Source organism: Dyadobacter jejuensis, from assembly GCF_003149085.1.
Lineage (GTDB): Bacteria > Bacteroidota > Bacteroidia > Cytophagales > Spirosomataceae > Dyadobacter > Dyadobacter jejuensis.
Window position 1 is genome coordinate 201,087 of sequence record NZ_QGDT01000005.1, and the last position, 19,695, is coordinate 220,781.

A 19,695-nucleotide genomic window follows, 5' to 3' on the forward strand; every position below is an offset into this window, starting at 1 on the left:
GGTGGCTTATTCTACTTCTATTTTAAATACGGTAGCCATTTCGCCTAATTCCGGCTTTTTCTTAGGCAGATTAATCTTTAGTCCATCGGCCTGTCTTGTCCAGGTTATTTTTTCGGAGCTGCCCAGCATCGATACCTTTTGTACTTTGAATTTTTTGGCTTTGTCACCGAACGTAGTGAGCAAAATGCTGGTAACTTGGTCGTTCCATCCTAGTTGAGTGCAGTAGATCACCCTTCCTTTTTGTGTGTACCTGATGTCCTTAAAGTTGAGCAGGTCCAGTCCTTTTTTTACGGCCCCGTACTCGTTCCATTCGTCACTGGTATCGACAGTGAGCCTGGTAGGTCCTTCTCCAAAAGATACGAACGGTCGAGTACCATAGACAGCCTCTCCGTATTTCTTGAGCCATGCGCCAATTCCATGAAGGGCTTCCACCTGTTCGGTCGGAATGGTGCCATCGGGCATGGGGCCGGCAGAGAGCAGCATCACCCCATTTTTACTAACAACCTCTACCAACATTCTAATGGCTTTTTCGGGTTTTATGGCGATGCGGCGCTCCTTATCATAGCTCCATGCGCCCCCCCAATATGAAGTCGGTGATCCATACGTTGGGGGTGATGTCCTGCATGGTAGCGCGTTCCACGTTCACGATAGCCAGGCTTTTAGGAAAAAAATCACCTTTGGTATTTACCAGCACCTCCTTGCCTTGCCTTTGGGCATGATTGAAATAATTGGCCAGGAATTGCTGCCGGTAAGTTTCTTTGATATAGCGTTGTCCGAAATCCATCCAAATAAAGTCGGGGGAATAACCATCGATCACCTCATTGAGTTTGTTTATCCAAAGGTTATTCGCCTCGGCATAGCCTATATTACCATAGAGGAGTCGGTACTCTGGGTCTTGGGAAGGAAATATCGTGTCGTTTTCGAGTAGCAGCTCCCGGTCGGGCCTGTCTACTGAAGCGGTTTTATGGGGGTAGAAATTCATATGAAAGCCATGGTGAAAAGTCGTCATAAATTTGAGTCCTTTCTTTTTAGTTTCTTGTTGGATGGCTCTTACGATATCGATTTTAGGTCCCATATCTTTAGCGTTCCACGGATTGGCTTTGCTTTCCCATAAAGAAAATCCATCATGATGTTCGGCAATGGAGCCTATGATTTTAGCTCCGGAGTCGGCAAAAAGGTCTACCCAGCTGGCAGCGTCAAATTTGTCGGCTTTCCACATCGGGATAAAGTCGTGGTACTGGAAGTTTTTTCCGTAGGTATCCTGGTGGTATTGGTATATTTTTTCTCCCCATCCCACTCTGTTGTTAACGTACATCCACCGGGGGTACCATTCTCCACCCCAGCCTGGCACCGAATATACCCCATAATGAAAATAGATACCAAATTTTGCATCGGCAAACCACTCAGGTACGGCCTTATGCTTTTCTAGTGAGGGCCAATTGGCCTCGAAGTCGGTCGTTTGCCCCCAGCTATGCTTCGCTACGCACAGTAGTAAAAGCGCCTGGATGGAGGCCATGAAGTATTTCATGCGATTTTGATTGTTTATATCTTAACTTAAAAAAGTTATATTTATAAAAAGATAGTACACTTCTAAGTAAAGCGAGGCTGGCCTAGACTATTGACACCAGGCATCATTTCACTTTTGGATGGTACAGTGAAATCTAAAAAAATGCACCACCGACGGATTGTCGATGGTGCTAAGGCGTTATTTAAATGAAGGTTAGTTAATTTTAAAGACGTAGGCGTATTTACCTACTTCTTTCGATGGCATCTCGATGGTCAAGCCATCTTTAGATTGTTTAAATTTAAGGTTTCCTTCGTTTCCAAGCAGAGCCACTTTAGATACTTTTTTGGTCATCAGTTTATTGCCTTTTGCCAAGGTGTGGATGGTTGCCTTTCCATTGGCTGGCCATGCCATAATGGTAGCATAAAGCTGATCGCCTTTTACGGTATAGCGTACATCGTGCTCGCCTAGGGCTTTATTTTTTTGCTCTGAAATATGACCTTCTACAATCTCGGTAGGTCCTTCACCGTATATAGTGAAGGGTCTGCTGCCATAGATGGCCTCACCGTTAATTTTAAGCCATGCTCCCAACTCACGTAAAACTTGCCTTTGGTCGTCGGGGATGGTGCCGTCGGCTTTAGGTCCAACATTGAGGAGCAGGCAGCCATTTTTGCTGACAATGTCCACCAGGTCGTCTACAATAGTGTCGGGACTCTTTGAGATCCATCCTTCTACATATCCCCAAGAGTTGGCGCCTACAGAAGTATCTGTTTGCCATGGATCTTTGCGGATATTGGCCAATTTACTTCTTTCAATATCCAACATATGAGTGCCTTCAGGGAAAGAGTTATACTTTAGGTTTTTGGTCTGAAGTACGACCCCCTTATTCCACTCAAGTCCCTTATTATAGTAGTAAGAGGCTAGTTTTATGTGTTGTGGAGCGTACTCTGGGCGGTCAAAACCGAAGTCGAACCATAACACATCGGGCTGATAGTTGTCTATAATTTCTTTGGTTCTGTTCCACCACATGTTCCGAAAATCGGCGCTGGCCGGGGAGTAAGGCTTGTGGTTAGGGCCATACAGGAGTTCATATTTTGAAGCCATATTGTTGAATGATGGCTTTTTGTTGAAGTAGTCCCAGTTAAAAGCCAAGTGTGAAGAGGCACCAAACTTAAGTCCTTGCTTTAGGGTCTCTTCCCGCAACTCCTTAAGAATGTCCCGATGCGGGCCCATATCTACCGAGTTCCAGATGGTATAGGAAGAGTTGTACATGGCGAAGGCATCGTGATGCTCGGCCACCGGGACGATGTACTTAGCACCGGCTTCTTTAAAGAGGCTAATCCATTCGGAGGCATCGAATTTTTCAGCTTTGAAATCTTTGATAAAATCCTTGTAACCAAACTTGTCTAGAGGGCCATATTTTTCAATATGATATTTGTACACGGGTGAGGCCTGTTTTTTGAGCACCTCCCCATGGCCTCCCAATATGATGGAGTCCTGGTACATATTGCGCGGGTACCATTCCGATCCATATGCAGGAACCGCATACACGCCCCAATGGATAAATATCCCAAGCTTGGCGTCTTTAAACCATTCAGGGTAAGTATAGTTTTCTTTGATAGACTCCCAATTTTCCTGGATCTTTTGTTGAGCCATCAAATTACTGTAGGTGCTTAATAAGGCAACTAGGATAAATAATTTTTTCATTCTTTTTTAAGTTAATCCGGGTTATTTCCGGTAGAGCAGTTTGTTTTACGATTGGTAGGTATTATAGGTCAATGATTGCTTTTATCACTTCTTGGTCGGGTTCCAAAAAACTTAGGAAAGACGTAGGAAGTTGTTCGAAGGTGGTACGATGTGATAACCAGGGCAAGGTGTCGATCTGCTTGGATTCTATCAATGAGATGATCGTCTTAAAGTCTTCTGGCATGGCGTTTCGGCTGGCCAGAAGGGTCAACTCTCGTTTGTGGAAATTGGGATCATGAAATACGACATCACCTTGGAATAACCCAACGAATACAATTTTGGCTCCATGAGCGGCTATGTTAAAAGTATTGAGCATGGAGGCTTGGTTTCCAGAAGCATCAATGATGACGTTGGGGAGGTCTCCATCGAAGAAGGTCCTTATATAGTCGCTAGTCAGGGTGTCTTCGACCGGGATCGTGGTGTCGGTCATTTGATGGTCTTCGACGAATTTTAAACGGCTCTTCGATCGGTCGGCCATGGCAATACGACCGCCCTTTAGCTTGGCAAACTGAGCCACCGACAGGCCGATGGGGCCAGCGCCAATGATTAGGACCTTGTCGGTAGTCGATAAGGATGCTCTATTGACGGCATGAAGTCCGATTCCCAAGGTTTCGACTAAGGCCAGCTGATCGAAGGAGAGTAGGTTAGAGGCGTGTAATTTTCGTACCGGAACTTTTAGGTATTCGGTCATTCCACCGTCGGCATGAACGCCCATTACCTGAATCTTTTCGCAGCAGTTGATATGGCCATCCCGGCAGGCTTGGCAATCATTGCAGTTGATATAGGGTTCCAGCGCTACTTTATCACCGACTTTGAGGTCCAAATACTTCCCGCTCCCACCAATGGCGGTTATTTCTGCCCCGATTTCGTGGCCAAGGACTCTTGGATAGGAGAAAAACGGCTGCTTGCCTCTAAAGGCGTGGTAGTCCGTACCACAGATACCTATTCTTCGTATTTTGATGATGGCCTCACCTTCCAGTGGTGCTTCCAGTTCGCTTCGGTTAATGATCTGAAGTTCACCAGGGTTATTTAGGATGATCGTTTTCAAGGGGCTTCGTTATTTTGTAAGTGATGCCAGGTCTATTTAGGCTAAATTTTGCTTATTAATTGTATAAATAGTATTAAACTTTGTATGTTTGAATATTATTTGAGAGTCGATTATTTGGTTTATTTTATCAAATTTAGTCTTATGTCAAGAATTATAAGCAAAATAAGTGATTTGAAAGGCCGATAGCATCACTACCATTGGCATAAATCAATACAATACTGGCATTTGTTATTTATCAGCAATTTATTTGTATGAAAGCGCAGCTTTTAAAAATTTCTAATAAGATTGAACAATCTTTTAGTATCCGTCACGATATTATACCGGTGTACCATAACCGCTGGCACTATCATCCCGAAATTGAAATAGTCCATATTCGCAAAGGAAAGGGTACCTACATCATCGGGGATAGCATTTCGTCCTTTGAGGAAGACGACCTTTTCGTGCTAGGGGCCAACCTGCCGCACTTATTTCGCTACGATCACCATAATGAGGAGATCCTATCGGACGCTTATGTGATTCATTTTTTGCCCAACTTTTTGTCCGAAGAGTTTTTTAAAGTTCCCGAGATGAAAGTCGTGCGGGAGTTTATTGCCAAAGCCCAGCAAGGTATTCATATTAAGCAGGAATCGTCCGATAAGTTTGGCGGGATAATGTCAGACCTGCACGATTCCAGTGGGGTTTTTAGGCTTATTAACCTCCTAAAGGTATTTGCGGAGCTATGTAATGCCAAGTCGGAGACTAAGCTGGCTTCCTTTGGGTATTTCAACAACTACGACGCCGTCGATAGCGAAAGGCTCAATAATATATATCATTATGTATTGGGTAATTTTGAAAAAGAAATTACGCTTCAAGAAATTTCTAACGTGGCCAATTTAAGTGTTAATTCCTTTTGCCGCTATTTTAAGACCAAAACCAATAAAACCTTTTCTAACTTTCTACTGGAGGTTCGGGTGGGACATGCCTGTAAATTATTGATAGAAACCGATCTTAATATCTCTCAAATCTGCTTTGAAAGTGGTTTTAATAACCTTTCAAATTTTAACCGATATTTTAAGAAAATTGCCGGTAAGACTCCCTCGCAATACGTGTACGATGCCAAATAGGGTTCTATCGTTTAAAGGCAGCGGAGGTTTTGGAGCCAATAGGAAACCGTTATTTGATGGTATGATTGTGGCTTCTGTAAAATTTATAATCCTTGCTGCTTAGGGTGTTTTGGTTTGATGGAAAGGGGTTATAGTTGAGCCGTCCAAGTTGTTCCTTGAATTATGATACCAATATGATATCAGTTGTTGCCAATATAGGATTTTACCTTACCGAGTTATGGGTGTTAGTTTTGCAGGCATTAAAAGGGAAGGCAACGCCAGTGTATTTGCGAGGCAGGGGCTCTTTCCGAATTAATTATCTTCCTAGGTGGCCATGGTAGGCAAGCCTACATGGAACATCTTAATTACTGTATCTATCGGATCATGAAACCAACATATTTATCGGATATCCATCATTCAGACTACGACTTTTCTCATGGAAGTAGGCTGGTGTATGGCTGTTCTGGATTAGGGGGCGTTTGGGGGGAAACCAATTACGACGAATCTGTCGATTGCCTTCTTTATGCTTTTGAAAATGGCATTACCTCCTTGGATACTTCCCCGTCCTACAATCATTCTGAAACGGTGGTAGGCCGGGCTTTAGCCCAATGGAAGGGTCCCAGGCCGTTTATAAGCACCAAAGTGGGTCGTTTGAAGAGTGAAAATGCCTATCACACCGTAGTAGACTACAGCCGCGAACGGATGCATAGAAGCCTACAAGAGAGTTTGGAAACGCTAGGCGTAGACCATGTCGATTTGCTTTTTTTACATGAACCTTACTTGGTACCTCTTGAGCGAATGGAGGAGGTGCTAGACACCCTAAAAAGTTTTGTAGATGCGGGGTATACCCGGCTGATCGGCGTGGGAGGGAACCCTACCGATGGTTTTAGACCATTTATTACGTATGAGAACTTTCAGGTGATTTCTGGCTTTTTGAAGCTTGATGCCTGCAATTTTTCTGCCTTTGACAAGGATTTGCCTCACGCTCAGCAGGAAGGAGTCGCCTATTATGCGGCGTCAGCCTTGCATTTTTCGCTACTAGGCAATCGCTACGATCAATTTGTTAATACCCCGCCAAACGACGGTTGGATAAGTGAAAAGGATATTGAAAATGCCAAAAGAGTAAAAGCTATAGCCGATCGAGAAGGCATGAAGTTATCTTCTCTGGCCCAGCGTTTCTTGTTTTCTACCAAAGAAGCCAGTAGGGTGGTGATGGGAGCTCGTAAAAATGAACAGATCAGGTCTACCCTCGATGACTGGAAGGCTGGAGTCCTTCCCGAAGCGCTGTTCAATGAGATCGTTGAAAATGTATATTAAGATTATTGTTATTAGATTTGGTTAAGAAGTAGTGAGTATTCCATCGGGTTTCCCGATGGTTTCTTTTTTTTATTCCGTACTAAAACAGACCTTTAGGGGTATTTATTAGACTCGTTTTTTTTGAACCATATTACCATGACGTCCAACATTCGATATACGTTATTAAATCTGTTGCTGATCGTGGCACTTTATGCCTGTAGTTCATCTGAAAAAACGAGTGGGGACGGGTCTAATAGGTTGAAAGATGCCACTAGCCCCTATTTGATAGGGCATGCCGATAACCCCGTAGATTGGTATGAATGGGGAGAAGAGGCTTTGGAAAAGGCTCGAAAAGAAAATAAACCCTTGATTATCAGTATCGGATATGCTTCCTGCCACTGGTGCCATGTCATGGAAGAGGAGACCTTTATGGATACGGCCGTTGCCCGGTATATGAACGAACATTTTGTATCGATAAAAGTAGACCGTGAGGAACGACCCGACTTGGATGAGATATACCTTAATGCCGCTCAATTGATAAATGGTGAGGGCGGTTGGCCGTTGAATGCCTTCGCTTTGCCCTCGGGGAAGCCTTTCTATGCCGGGACTTATTTTACAACGAAACAGTGGCTGGGGATGCTCCAAAACATTCATGATGCCTATCAAAACGACTTTGAGAAAATCAGACAACAATCTGAAAATCTAACGGCCGAAATTGTAAAGATTCAGTCGGGGACTCAAGAAAATTTGGAAGGACAAGTGCACCAAAAAGACTTATTGGAAGGCCTCAAAGACTCCTTGATACAGGGGTACGATAGGCAGTTTGGGGGGGTAAAAGGGGCTCCAAAGTTCCCTATGCCCCTTCATTGGGAATTTTTACTTCAGCAAGCATATTTGGATAAGGACAAGCAGGTGGCATCGGCCGTGGAGCACACCCTCGACCAGATGGCCGCAGCGGGGATATACGATCAGCTTGGGGGCGGTTTTTGTCGCTATGCTACCGATCGGGCATGGGATGTCCCTCATTTTGAAAAGATGCTTTATGATAATGGGATGCTGGTGAGTCTTTATGCCCACGCATTTCAATATTCTCAAATGGAATCGTATCGGCAGGTTCTGGAGGAGACTCTTAGATGGGTGGCCAGAGAAATGACCCATGCAGAGGGAGGGTTTTATTCGTCCAAAAACGCAGACAGCGAAGGAGAAGAGGGTAAGTTCTATGTTTGGGACAGAAAGGCCATTGAGGAAGCGTTGACTGCTGAAGAATATGCAGTGCTTTCGCAATACTACGATCTGCAAATCCCCGGAAAAGGCGAGCATGGAAGAATTATTTTGGCAAAAAAGAAAGCGGTAAAACCAGGTAGGTTGGAAGGGAATACCCTGGTAGAATCGGCGAAAACCAAATTATTCAACCTCCGATCGAAGCGTATACACCCTTCCACCGACGATAAGATACTGACCTCCTGGAATGCGCTGATGATGAAAGGCTATATAGATGCTTATATGGCTATGGGTACCCGGGCTTACTTGGATGCTGCCTTGAAAAATGCTGAATTTATTGAGAAAAACATGCGTACGACGGGTGGCGGACTGTACCGAAATTATCGAAAAGGGAAAGCCGGACATCAGGGATTCCTTGACGACTATGCCTATCTTGCCGATGCCTATCTATCACTTTACCAGGCTACTTTCGATATTCAATGGCTGCATAAAGCGGAGGCTTTGGTGGAGCAGCTCGATGCCTACTTTGCCGATGACGCCTCACCATTCTACCGTTTTGCTCCAGTACAAAAGACCTCCTTGGTAGAGAGTGTCCCTCTGGCCGACCAAGTGTTGCCCTCGCCCAATGCCGTGGTGGCGCGGGTCAAGCATCAGCTAGGGGAGCTACTCTATAAGGAAAACTATATATTGGAGGCCGCTGAAATGATGAAGGCAATGATTCCTAGAATGCAGCAAGGGGGATCTTTTTATAGCTCTTGGGCCTATCTGGCTAATATGCAGTATCGTGGCCTCCATGCCGTCGCCATTGTGGGGGACGATGCCCCTGTACTCCAAGGCCAGCTTCAGCGACATTATTTACCCACTGCGATCTTTGCTGGTGGAGCCACGGAGAACCTGCCCCTCCTTGAAAGCAAGTACCATAAGGGGCAAACGGTGATCTATGTTTGCAAAAATAAGATTTGTAAACGCCCTACTACCGAGGTGTCGGATGCCTTAGGTATATTACTTTTTAATAATTATTGAACTAGTAAGGTGCGTTGACCCTTGATTGGTTTCAGATTTTCCTTGTACATAAATCTATTCACTTTTTCGTACTGATTTAGTCTATCTTTTTGATCGTAAACCAAGCGCAATAAATCGAGGCGGCCAAGAACACCAGGTAAACAAAGAATACCTTGCTGACGAGTAAGGTGGGGGGCGTCGTGGTGATTTGCCCCCAAGCAACTTGGGTGCATAACTTGAGCAAGGCCACCAACATCGTAGACCAAATCAGCAGTTGCATCAATTGCTTCAAAGGATTGTTTCGCTTGGCAAACCTAGCCACTAAAATGGCCACGGACAGGGTCGTGACGATGGTAAAGACTATTTGGGATGTCAGGCTGGTTGCAATCTGAGTTTCGCCTTCCAGATCCACCATCAGGTCGATTACGGTATGGCAGAAGGTGAGTGTAATGGCCATTTGCCAGGCGAAACCATGGTCCCAATATGCTACCACGAGCAATAGAAGACCTATAAATGCATAATTGGACATTAGCCTAAGTAAGTCATGAGCCATGCCACTGATGAGCCCTTGTGCATAACCGGTCGATGCCGCAAGGGGTTCAATTATAAGGGGGTATAGCCAGAAAATAACCAAGGCCATGACGGCCACGACGGCCAGTTCAGTCCAGAGTGGTCTGTGATCATTCTTTTCAGTAGCTTCGGTAATGTCTTGTAAGTAGGCCCTATTGAGCCAGGTGGCCCAACCTAGAGCCATGCCGAAAATTAACCCAAATGAAAATTCCATCATTTTCCACCAGTTATTAAACCAAACCAGTTTTAATTGAGCGCCCAGAAATAGCCATAATCCACCCAGTCCAAAACCCAGACCGCCTCCCAAAGTGCCCCAGAGGACAAAGCTTAATACAACTTTAAAATCGCGTGCGACTAATTTGATCTTTAACCAAATTAATAAGGCGACGGCGCCTATGCCAATGGCGGCCCATGACTCGGATCGTGGCTTATGGATGGGATCTGAAAAGTAAATTAATTTTGGGTCGTTGATTAGCTTGAAGCCTAGTAGCATGCCTATAAAAAACAAGAGCATCCCTACACCCAAGGTACGTTTCTCAATATGCCTGTTGAGTAACCCTATAGCCAAAAATAACCCTCCCGATAGCCCCCATACGGCACCTTTGACCGTCGTGCCCACCGTTCCAAACCAGAGCGTGTCGACATGACGAATATAACGTAAGGTTTGCCCGTAGGTCATTTCGCCTCCCAAACCTATTCCGACTACGGCAAACACCGTCACCAGGGCCGAATGTCGTGGCGATAAGTTGAGCATCATACTCATCACCAGGCCGATCAGTGCACCGGGGATCATCGCCCCAAATGGCCCACCACCAATATACCCGCGCAAGCCCCAGCCTAGTAGCATGGCTATGCCAGGGAATAGGATATAGGTTGTCTTCGTTTGATTTTTGCTCATTATATGGATTCAGGAACGCATGATTTTAAACAATAACTTATATCCAATACGATCAACTGTGCAAGACGGGCTATAAACAGGCAGGTTTCAACGTGATAATGACCGTGTCCAACGGTAGTGCCGATTAGGGATAGGGGTTCCGTCAGACCCTGGATTGACTGCTACTATGTGATGGATATTTTGTGCCTCCAGGTTCTTATTTGGGTAGTTTTGAGTCAATATGCTCTTTGTTTTATGAAGGAGGGCGTTTACCCGGAATTTCGGTGATTTGGTGTTGAGGAAAAAGGGTACCTGGTCTATGTTGGTTCTTATCGGTATATTAAAGGGCTCGACAGTCGCCCTGTGGTATGCTTGTGACAGGGTAACTGAGGCCTTATTGACCTTTATTTCCATTGCATTGACGTGTGGAACCTCAAATTATCTCAACGATTGTAAATAAAAACTAAGTTTTCGATTAAAGTAAAAATGAAAAAAAATACTTGCCTATTTATTCTGTTGTCCTTTTTTAGTCTGTATGCCAATGCTCAAAAAGTGATTTATATTTCCCCCACGGGCAGTGACGCCAACGAAGGCACGAAAGAGCGGCCATTGGCTTCGCTGACAGGGGCCCGCGATGCGATTCGTGAATACAAAAAGAGTCAGGGCAAGTCCGTTTCCTTTACCGTTAGTATTGCCGACGGAGTCTATACCATGCAAGAGCCCTTCGTCTTAACCACCGAAGATGGAGGAACTGCGGAGCATCCCATTGCCTATGTTGCAGAAAAAGGAGCCAAGCCGGTATTTAGTGGCGGTAAAAAGATTAGTGGATTTAAAGTTCTGGAAAATGGCGTATGGGAGGCGAAGATTCCTGAGAGTAAGTACTATAAGTGGCGGTTCGATCAACTGTATATTAATGATAAAAGGGCAGTGCTCGCTCGTACGCCCAATAAAGGTTTTATAAAAATTGAGGGTATTGAAGAGAACGTTTGGACAAAGGGAGAGGGACGCTCACCAGAAAGGGCACAACAAATATTAAGATTTAAGGAGGATGTTTTTAAGTCCTTGCACAACCTTAGTGCTGCCGATAGGGAATTGGTTCGTTTTCGGGCTTACCACAAATGGGACTTCACCATACGACACGTCGATAAGGTAGACGATCGGACTATGGCCTTATACACTTCTGGAAAAGGGATGAAACCATGGAATGCTATCAAAAAAGGGGATCGTTTGATATTAGAAAACTACGAAGCCGCCTTGGATACTGCTGGGGAATGGTTCCTTAACAAAGAAGGGACATTGACCTATATTCCTCTTCCCGGGCAAACGCCTGAAAATACAGAGGTGATTGCGCCCGTCTTAGAGAATCTGATTTCGGTAAGAGGGGATTTTGCTAATAACAACTTGGTAGCGCATGTTACTTTTGAGGGTATCGCTTTTAAGCATAGCCATTCCAACATCCCCTCAAGTGGGTTTGAGCCGAATCAGGCTGCCACGGTAATTCCAGCGGCCATCATGCTGGAGGGAGCAAAGAATATCACTTTTACCAATTGTGAGATCGCCGAAGTCGGCCAGCATGCCTTATGGTTTGGTAAGGGATGTAGCCAATCTGCTCTACGTCATTCTTATCTTCATAACCTTGGAGGTGGGGGTGTTTACATAGGCGATAGCGCCCCTCAGGAGGGGATTGCGCATACCAGCCATATTACCTTGGAGAACAATATCATACAATCGGGTGGACAGGAGTATCCCCCCGCCGTTGGGGTATGGGTAGGTCATAGCTCCGACAATGAAATTACGCATAACGACATTGGGAACTTTTACTATACAGGTATTTCAGTGGGGTGGATTTGGGGGTACAAGCCTAGCAATGCCAAAAGAAATATAATTACCCACAACCATATACACCATATCGGTTGGGATTTATTAAGTGACATGGCTGCGGTTTATACCTTGGGCAAATCGGAAGGAACCGTTGTAAGCAATAATGTGATACACCATGTCCATGCATTTTCTTATGGTGGCTGGGGACTATATCCCGACGAGGGGACATCTGATATTATCATGGAAAACAACCTCGTCTATAGTACCAAAACGGGTGGGTTCCACCAGCATTATGGAGAGAATAATACCGTAAGAAACAATATTTTTGCCTATGCCAAAATGTATCAGGCGCAATGTACCAGGGTCGAAGCCCATCGATCCTTTAATTTTACCAATAATGTCGTCATCTTCGATAAAGGAGCCGTTCTTAATGGTGCTTGGAATAAAATTGATATTTACATGGACAAAAATCTATACTGGAATACTGGGGGGGATACCTACGATTTTTCTGGTAAATCATTTAAGGAATGGCAACAAACGGGTCATGACACGAACAGCTTGATAGCCGATCCAAATTTTAGAGACGCCCCTAATTATGACTTTACTTTTAAGAACAAAAAAACCATAGGCAAAATTGACTTCAAGCCCTTCGATGTGTCAAAAGCGGGAGTTTATGGAAGTGCCGATTGGTTAGGGAAGTCCAAACTACCCCCGTCCATCCTAGAAGACTTCGATAAGGTAGTTGAGGAGAATTTAAAACAGGAATAAATAAGTGATCCTGAGGGAATACCATACGCGCTTACATACTTGGCTTGGGTCTCTTGAAAAGAGTTCTCTTGGATCAGTAGACGCAGCTATCTAGGTAGCTGCGTCATATATTACCATTTCAGATAACAATAAGCCGACAACCAATCAAAGAACATAGGATTGTTTTTTTTAATAACATGGGGTAGGTATGGACCGGAATAAGTACAATCTATCAGATTGGTAACTCATTGAAATCCATTTTCAATATGCACCTTCAAGGCTTAAAACGATTGAATTCCTCAAGGGTATATAAATGACCTCTTGGTTCGCCCACCTTGACAAATCCAATGGTGATTTTTAATAGCACCTGAAAAACCGATTTTATGAAGCAGTTTATTATTTATCTGAATAATGGCCCAATGCAGACAAAATGATAACAATTGCCTCAGATTCAACGATTTCATAGACCAGCCTGTCTTTCTTGTTGATTCTTCTGGACCATAAGCCCGATAATTCATTTTTTAATTTTTTGGGCTCTCCTATGCCTGTTTGAGGCGTTACTGTCAATTCTTTAAAAATTCACTCAACTCTTGCAATATCCGCCTTTTTGCCCGATTTGTATATTTGTTTTAAATCCTGCGCTGCCGTTTTCTCTACTCTGATAGTATAGTTTCCCATATATTATCAGGATCTTTTATAGTTATGGTTTCACCATTATCAGAGTTGTTGCGCGCCTCTTGGATTTTTTTTACAAATGCGGGGTTGTATCCTTCATCTTCAAGAGTTTCGATAGGTACTATTTCAAACGCTTTCCCATTGCCCCGATTAACTATAACCTTTTCCGTATTCGCTAAAACAGCATATTTTTTGATATTTTTTCGAAATTCACTAACAGTTATCGTTCTCATAACATCATTATTTTTATACGAAAATACCCATTTGTATGTACATAAACAAGTATATCAATGGATTGGATCAACGTTCGTCATGATATTGTACCGAATGTTAGAGCTATAAATGTTCTAACATTCGGTACAAAAACTGGTCTAGTAAGTTCACGTGTAGGATTTGTTGGCGCATCTAATGCTGGACTAATGAAGATAATCAGCATGTCATACAATTAGGATTAATAAATATCTTTACCGGACTATTGTGGGCATTAGCATTTGGTATATAATTTTTAATAATTGCAGTAGAAAATAGACTTTATAAAAATGAGTGATTTTTAATTTTAGGGTGGATCCTATTATTTTTATTTGCCTATTAAGGAAATCATAAAAAGAGATAAAATGTTTAATTGATTTTTGACAGAGGGATTTGATGGATCATCAAATCCCTCTAATCACCTCCATTATTTTCTGAAATTTAGGGAAGTATGTTTGTATTGCAATGATTAACATTCAACGCATAAATTCCTTTTTAATTAAATCTAATCAACTTTGTATTTTAACCCCCGAGAGGTCCAAAGTGTCGTCATAATGCTTTTGCAGCTCAAGCAGGTCGTTGAAAAGGCGGGCTTTTAATGCTGCATTTTCAGGCTTGTCGGCTATATTCTGCATCTCTTCAGGGTCTTTATTTAGGTCGAACAATAATACCTTGTTGGCTTTGGGGTAAACAATAAGTTTGTAGCCATCCTTCCTGATCATTCGTTGAAGGTTCAGGTAGCATCCATAAATTCCGTCGTAAGACGATGTGCTTTGCGTATCGTCCAGCAGGGGCAACAGGCTATTGAACGCTACAAAACTAGGTTTTTCTATTCCAGCTAAGTCCAAGGCGGTGGCCATAAGGTCTTGGTAGTACACGTCTGTATCGATCACCGTTCCAGGTTTTACGGCGGGGCCGCTCATCATCAGTGGGGGACGCATGCTGTGGTCATACATATTTTGTTTGCCAAGGAGGCCATGACGGCCAACGGCCAAGCCATGATCGGCGGTAAGAATAATGTAGGTGTTCTGCATCAATCCTTTGGCTTTGAGGTCGTCAATAATGAGTCCAATCTGAGCATCCAAATGCGTGATGATGGCGTAGTATTCTTTTAGATGCGTTTTAATAGCAAATTCTGTTCGTGGAAATGGAGCTAAGGCTTCGTCGCGAAGGCGGGGGCCCACGCCAATTTCGTCGTGGTACGGGTAGTCGGGTTGAAAACTTTCTGGAATCTCAATGCTATCGACAGGGTACATATCCAGATAGGCTTGAGGGGCTTGGCGGGGGTCGTGGGCCGCATTGAAGGCCAAGTACATAAAGAATGGCTTGTCTTTCTTACTCGCTTCGTCTATAAAGCCCAGGGCATCGTCGGTAACGACCTCACTCCAATGCTTGCCTCCTTCCCAAAAGCCCCCTTTGGAGCTATCGGATGCAGACCAAGACTCGTCCGAACGGGAGAGGGGCCGGTTGTATCCATTAGGCATAATCTCATTAAAGGTTTTTTTGCCTGTTTTTACCTCCGTCTCATACAAGTTGGCCATTTTAGCGTGGTCGTAGGCGTCGGCGGGCATTCCATGTCGGATGTGTTTGGTTTTCATAAACACGCTGTCGGCAGGAATGTCTACATGCCACTTGCCCGTCATATAGGTATCGTACCCGGCTTTTTCCATTAGTTTTGGCCAGGTATTATCCCGGGCCTGAGGGTCATTTTTATGCCAGAGTTTCCTATGCTCATTGGTGCGCCATACCGACATGCCCGAAATGAGCATGGAACGTGAGGCAGTACAAACGGCGCCACTCCAAGAGCCCATATTATAGGCATGGGAGAATATAGCACCACTGGAGGCAAGTTGGTCGATATTGGGAGTTTTTACTTGTTTGTTGCCCAGGCTATGGATGGCCCTATAGGTAAGGTCATCGGTAAAGAGATAGACAATATTGGGTTTTTTGTTGGCTTTTTTCTCCGTTTGGCAGGCAGAGGTTAGTCCAATTAGGGCCAGTAATGCGATACAGGTTAATGATTTGAAGGAGTAATTATACTTAGCTCTTTTCATGATTTTGATGGTCCAAGGGTCGTTTGCAGGCAATGACACTGATTTAAAACATTCGGTAAATAAAAATAAAAATAATGCTTATAATTAATACATAAGTCCAATTATGGGATGGTTTGCCAATATGATATTATAGTTTGCTAAAGTAGTTTAATAGCATGCTAGCCATCCTGTATAAATTTGTACGATAGTGTCTTTAGATAATACTATTATTATAGTATTGTCTGCTAGAATCGCTGCAGACATCCTTGTCTGTGTATGGATTAGTACAATTTTAACGCCTTTAAATTATCGTGAAGTATCCCAAACCCAACTTCCTAAAATTGAGTGCCAGTATGGTTACTCTAGGATTATTAAATTCGGCGTTCTGCTTTGGGCAGGCCGTCGTAAAGGCCGATTTTACAACCCAAAAAAGTATCGGAGGCATCAGTTCCTTGGACAGAAACGCCTATTTCAATTTGCATCAAGGGATTCCTAACTCGGAATTTACAGATGCTGAGTGGAACTACCTGACCAAAGAACTAAAAATAGGACTTGGTGGTCGTTCTTTTAGTGGGGTTGGCGGATTAGGGGCTGACTTGAAGCAGCTACCCGATGAGAAAACGATGAAAAAGGCTGGCGCTTTGCAAATAGCCAAGTTTAATTCAAGCCAGATACCTACGCAACCGTACCAGCTAATTGCAACGGAGCACCCCAAGTTGGTATTTTCGACCAAGGTGGACCTGGAGAAGCTTACAGACTATACCACCCACTATTTTAAGTATTATTATGGAGGGGAAAAACCTTTGCCGCAATACTACGAGCCTATGAACGAACCTTTCGTTCATGCCCGGGAATTTGATAAGGACAATGACGCGGTGATCGAGCGGATGAGTGAGTACCATGCCTTATTGGCGAAAAAACTGCATCAGCAGGTTCCAGGCCTAAAGGTGGTGGGGTATTCATCGGCCTGGCCCGAATATGACCTCAATGACTTTGGCATCTGGGAGAGCAGGATGAAAAAGTTTATGGACATCGCGGGTCAGGATATGGACTACCTTTCTATTCATCTTTACGATGGCATGAATCTGGAAGGAGACATAGCCAAAAGGTCGGGGAGTAACTCGGAGGCCATCCTGGATCTGATCGAAACTTATTCGCAACTCAAATGGGGGAAGGTCAAGCCCATGTTAATTTCGGAGTTTGGTATTACCGGTAAGGGTTGGAGCGACCGTTATATGGAGACGCGCAATCCCCTCACGGTGAATTCTATGCACAACTTGGTCATGGGATTCATCGATCGGCCCGACGTTATAAAACTTTCCATCCCTTTTATAACAGGAAAGTCCAAATGGCGCCTCTCGGGGGGGAATAAAACGCCCTATCAATGGTGTATCTCCAGGCCGTCCCAAACCGACGCCTCGGGCTGGGAATTTACCTCGCTAACCCAATTTTATGATTTTTGGAAAAATGTTCAGGGAGATAGGGTCGAAGTGCAAAGTTCCGATCCCGACATAGCCGTTCAGGCCTTTATCGCCGATGGGCAGGGCTTTTTGGTACTCAAAAACCTTGAAGAGGAGGCCACGGAAATTGAGTTGTCCACGCAGTTGGGAAAGATGAAAATCAAAGGAATCGTCCAAAAAACCTGGTATATTAATCCAGATAGTAGCGTCGTATATCGTACTGAAAAATTGAAAAAATTGCCCACAAGCCTAACCATGCCTAAGGAAGGGGCAATGATTTTCGAAATACAGTATTCGGGCAAGCCGTCGGCTGTAGTGGCCAAGACCATGGAGCATAGGAAGTTTTATGCCGATCAATATATATTGCCGATTGCTAAAAGTACCCCAGTTCTCTTTAATATCAATCAGGTAGCAGACCGGGCCGAAGTGGCTACCCTAAGGCTTTCCCTGAGTAGAAAACCGGGGGCGTCCTTGAAGCCCACTGTAAAATTCAATGGAGCCCGCCTGCAGGTTCCCGAGGATTGGGCGGGCTATGACCAGGCAGGTCGCCACGATTATTTCGGAACGCTCTACCTCGAAGTAGATGGTAGCCTCATAAAGAAGCAGAACGAAGTGGAGATACAGTTCGACGACGCCGACGGGGGACGTGTAAGTTCAGTCGTCCTAGAAACTTCTACCATTAGAAAACCATAAACCAAATCTTTACTATCAAGCGATTAAACACAAAATGGAAATGATGAGAAAAAATAGACAGAGGTCTTATTGGCCCAGAGTAGCCTTCGTCCTAGTAGGGATCCTACTTTTCTTAGGCAAAGAAGCTTTAGCCCAAAAGAAGCCTAATATTATTTATATTATGTCCGACGATCATACCTCCCAAGCCATTGGAGCTTATGGGGGACGATTGGCCGGCCTGAATCCAACCCCTAATATCGATAAACTGGCAGCCGAAGGGATGCTTTTTGAAAATGCCTTTTGTACCAATTCCATCTGTACACCTAGTAGGGCCAATATATTAACGGGTCAATATAGCCAAACCAATGGGGTGCTCGATTTGGATGGCCATTTGGCACCCGACCGCCAGTTTTTGCCCATGGAAATGAAAAAACTAGGCTATCAGACCGCCATGATCGGAAAATGGCACTTAAAAGAAGAGCCTGCAGCCTTCGATTTCTATAAGGTGTTGCATAGCCAAGGGGAGTATTTTAACCCTAAGTTCAAAGACATTAACAATGGAAAATGGCCTAATAATTTTACAAATTATAAAGGCTATGTTTCAGACGTGATTACCGATATTACCATCGACTACCTTGATCATATCGACAAAACGAAGCCATTCTTTTTGATGCACCATCACAAGGCTCCACACGACGATTTCGAATATCCGGAGCGTTATGAGAGTTACCTGGCCGATACGTTTATCCCTGAACCAGCATCGATGTATGCTCAGCCATTTTTTGGCTCTGAAGGTACTTTGGGTCGTAATGGTTCCCTTAAACACCGAATCGGTACTTCCGTTTCGGGGCGTCACCCTTACCGAAGCTACCTGACCCAATATGGGCTTGATACCATCCGGAACGAGGCCCAAGGTACTTCGGCCGCATATCAGATGTATCTGAAAAAATATTTGCGATGTGTAAAAGGTGTGGACGATAATTTGGGTCGTTTGTTCGACTACCTTAAAAAGAATAATTTGTGGGATAACACCATTATTATCTATACCTCCGACCAAGGTATGATGCTGGGAGAGCACGATTATATGGACAAGCGATGGATGTATGAAGAGTCGATGAGAATGCCTTTTATCATCAAAAATGTAAAATCAACCAATGCCAATACCCATACCAAGGCACTCGTAAACAATACCGATTATGCTCCAACTATGATAGAGCTGGCAGGCGGTAAAGTGCCCGCATATATGCAAGGGGAGAGTTTTAAAAAGGTGGTTCAGAATCCCAAGGAAAGCTTCCATAAAGCTACCTATTACCGCTATTGGATGCACCTGACGCACCACGATGTACCGGCTAACTTTGGGTTGCGGACCGAAAAATATAAATTGATATTCTATTATGGAGAGCATTATCTACCCGAACTTTATGGTAAAAAGACCATGGCCTGGAAAAAGGATAATAACGATTCCTTCACTTTTTCACCCACGCCAGCGGCCTGGGAGTTTTACGATTTGACTCAGGATCCACAGGAGCTCATTAACCGATATAAGGACCCTGAATTCCAGACCATCATTGCCGATATGAAAACGGAATTGAAGGCTCAACGAACAAAATACAAGGAAACCGATGAAAAATATCCTAATATTCAGAAGGTGATCGATAACCACTGGAACGATTAAAATGAATTTTTAAGAAG

Annotated in this window: 14 protein-coding genes; 6 read left to right on the plus strand and 8 right to left on the minus strand. The window is 44.0% G+C overall.

Translation table 11 applies throughout. The features are described 5' to 3' along the window. Nucleotides 1-6 precede the first annotated feature (6 nt). From CLV98_RS12055 to CLV98_RS12070, 4 genes are all read right to left on the minus strand, one after another. Nucleotides 7-546, minus strand: a complete 540-nt coding sequence (locus tag CLV98_RS12055; protein ID WP_310588718.1) for an alpha-L-fucosidase — start codon at nt 544-546, stop codon at nt 7-9. 13 nt (nt 547-559) lie between these two features. Further along, nucleotides 560-1,528 carry an alpha-L-fucosidase gene (locus CLV98_RS12060; RefSeq protein WP_109674577.1) on the minus strand — a complete coding sequence of 323 codons (969 nt, stop codon included), beginning with the start codon at nt 1,526-1,528 and terminating at the stop codon, nt 560-562. Between the two features lie 192 nt (nt 1,529-1,720). Further along, nucleotides 1,721-3,211, minus strand: coding sequence for an alpha-L-fucosidase (locus tag CLV98_RS12065; protein WP_109674578.1), 1,491 nt, complete (start codon nt 3,209-3,211; stop codon nt 1,721-1,723). A 61-nt stretch (nt 3,212-3,272) separates the two neighbouring features. Further along, nucleotides 3,273-4,298 carry a zinc-binding alcohol dehydrogenase family protein gene (locus tag CLV98_RS12070; protein ID WP_109674579.1) on the minus strand — a complete coding sequence of 342 codons (1,026 nt, stop codon included), beginning with the start codon at nt 4,296-4,298 and terminating at the stop codon, nt 3,273-3,275. 251 nt (nt 4,299-4,549) lie between these two features. Here CLV98_RS12070 and CLV98_RS12075 point away from each other — a divergent pair, with 251 nt between their 5' ends. The 3 genes from CLV98_RS12075 to CLV98_RS12085 all read left to right on the plus strand — a co-directional run bounded on the left by CLV98_RS12075 (nt 4,550) and on the right by CLV98_RS12085 (nt 8,920). Then, the gene (locus tag CLV98_RS12075; RefSeq protein ID WP_109674580.1) at nt 4,550-5,401 is read left to right on the plus strand and encodes an AraC family transcriptional regulator; all 852 of its coding nucleotides are present in this window, start codon (nt 4,550-4,552) and stop codon (nt 5,399-5,401) included. Nucleotides 5,402-5,764: 363 nt separating this feature from the next. Beyond that, nucleotides 5,765-6,697, plus strand: coding sequence for an aldo/keto reductase (locus CLV98_RS12080; RefSeq protein ID WP_170120679.1), 933 nt, complete (start codon nt 5,765-5,767; stop codon nt 6,695-6,697). Nucleotides 6,698-6,832: 135 nt separating this feature from the next. Further along, nucleotides 6,833-8,920: a thioredoxin domain-containing protein gene (locus CLV98_RS12085; RefSeq protein ID WP_146202270.1), complete on the plus strand. Its 2,088-nt coding sequence runs from the start codon at nt 6,833-6,835 to the stop codon at nt 8,918-8,920. A 76-nt stretch (nt 8,921-8,996) separates the two neighbouring features. On the opposite strand, the gene CLV98_RS12090 is transcribed toward CLV98_RS12085, so the two are convergent. Beyond that, on the minus strand, nt 8,997-10,367 hold the full coding sequence (locus CLV98_RS12090) for a hypothetical protein (protein WP_109674583.1): 1,371 nt from the start codon (nt 10,365-10,367) through the stop codon (nt 8,997-8,999). Nucleotides 10,368-10,832: 465 nt separating this feature from the next. Here CLV98_RS12090 and CLV98_RS12095 point away from each other — a divergent pair, with 465 nt between their 5' ends. Then, the gene (locus CLV98_RS12095) at nt 10,833-12,935 is read left to right on the plus strand and encodes a right-handed parallel beta-helix repeat-containing protein (RefSeq protein ID WP_109674584.1); all 2,103 of its coding nucleotides are present in this window, start codon (nt 10,833-10,835) and stop codon (nt 12,933-12,935) included. Between the two features lie 375 nt (nt 12,936-13,310). Here the strand turns inward: CLV98_RS12095 and CLV98_RS23915 are convergent, their stop codons facing one another. The 3 genes from CLV98_RS23915 to CLV98_RS12110 all read right to left on the minus strand — a co-directional run bounded on the left by CLV98_RS23915 (nt 13,311) and on the right by CLV98_RS12110 (nt 15,892). Then, nucleotides 13,311-13,481: a Txe/YoeB family addiction module toxin gene (locus tag CLV98_RS23915; RefSeq protein WP_229203339.1), complete on the minus strand. Its 171-nt coding sequence runs from the start codon at nt 13,479-13,481 to the stop codon at nt 13,311-13,313. A gap of 86 nt (nt 13,482-13,567) precedes the next feature. Continuing rightward, nucleotides 13,568-13,822 carry a type II toxin-antitoxin system Phd/YefM family antitoxin gene (locus CLV98_RS12105; RefSeq protein ID WP_109674585.1) on the minus strand — a complete coding sequence of 85 codons (255 nt, stop codon included), beginning with the start codon at nt 13,820-13,822 and terminating at the stop codon, nt 13,568-13,570. A 525-nt stretch (nt 13,823-14,347) separates the two neighbouring features. After that, nucleotides 14,348-15,892: a sulfatase family protein gene (locus CLV98_RS12110; protein WP_109674586.1), complete on the minus strand. Its 1,545-nt coding sequence runs from the start codon at nt 15,890-15,892 to the stop codon at nt 14,348-14,350. A gap of 290 nt (nt 15,893-16,182) precedes the next feature. Between CLV98_RS12110 and CLV98_RS12115 the strand changes: the two genes are divergently transcribed. Both CLV98_RS12115 and CLV98_RS12120 read left to right on the plus strand, forming a co-directional pair. Continuing rightward, nucleotides 16,183-18,024, plus strand: a complete 1,842-nt coding sequence (locus CLV98_RS12115) for a hypothetical protein (RefSeq protein ID WP_109674587.1) — start codon at nt 16,183-16,185, stop codon at nt 18,022-18,024. 40 nt (nt 18,025-18,064) lie between these two features. Next, a complete protein-coding gene (locus tag CLV98_RS12120; protein ID WP_229203340.1) occupies nt 18,065-19,678 on the plus strand; it encodes a sulfatase family protein in 1,614 nt (537 codons plus the stop codon). Nucleotides 19,679-19,695 lie beyond the last annotated feature (17 nt).

Excerpts from the sequence above, each read along its gene's own strand:
- CLV98_RS12060 (WP_109674577.1), bottom strand. The coding sequence starts at position 1,528 with ATGAAATACTTCATGGCCTCCATCCAGGCGCTTTTACTACTGTGCGTA.
- CLV98_RS12065 (WP_109674578.1), bottom strand. The coding sequence starts at position 3,211 with ATGAAAAAATTATTTATCCTAGTTGCCTTATTAAGCACCTACAGTAAT.
- CLV98_RS12075 (WP_109674580.1), top strand. The coding sequence starts at position 4,550 with ATGAAAGCGCAGCTTTTAAAAATTTCTAATAAGATTGAACAATCTTTT.
- CLV98_RS12080 (WP_170120679.1), top strand. The coding sequence starts at position 5,765 with ATGAAACCAACATATTTATCGGATATCCATCATTCAGACTACGACTTT.
- CLV98_RS12085 (WP_146202270.1), top strand. The coding sequence starts at position 6,833 with ATGACGTCCAACATTCGATATACGTTATTAAATCTGTTGCTGATCGTG.
- CLV98_RS12090 (WP_109674583.1), bottom strand. The coding sequence starts at position 10,367 with ATGAGCAAAAATCAAACGAAGACAACCTATATCCTATTCCCTGGCATA.
- CLV98_RS12095 (WP_109674584.1), top strand. The coding sequence starts at position 10,833 with ATGAAAAAAAATACTTGCCTATTTATTCTGTTGTCCTTTTTTAGTCTG.
- CLV98_RS12105 (WP_109674585.1), bottom strand. The coding sequence starts at position 13,822 with ATGAGAACGATAACTGTTAGTGAATTTCGAAAAAATATCAAAAAATAT.
- CLV98_RS12110 (WP_109674586.1), bottom strand. The coding sequence starts at position 15,892 with ATGAAAAGAGCTAAGTATAATTACTCCTTCAAATCATTAACCTGTATC.
- CLV98_RS12120 (WP_229203340.1), top strand. The coding sequence starts at position 18,065 with ATGATGAGAAAAAATAGACAGAGGTCTTATTGGCCCAGAGTAGCCTTC.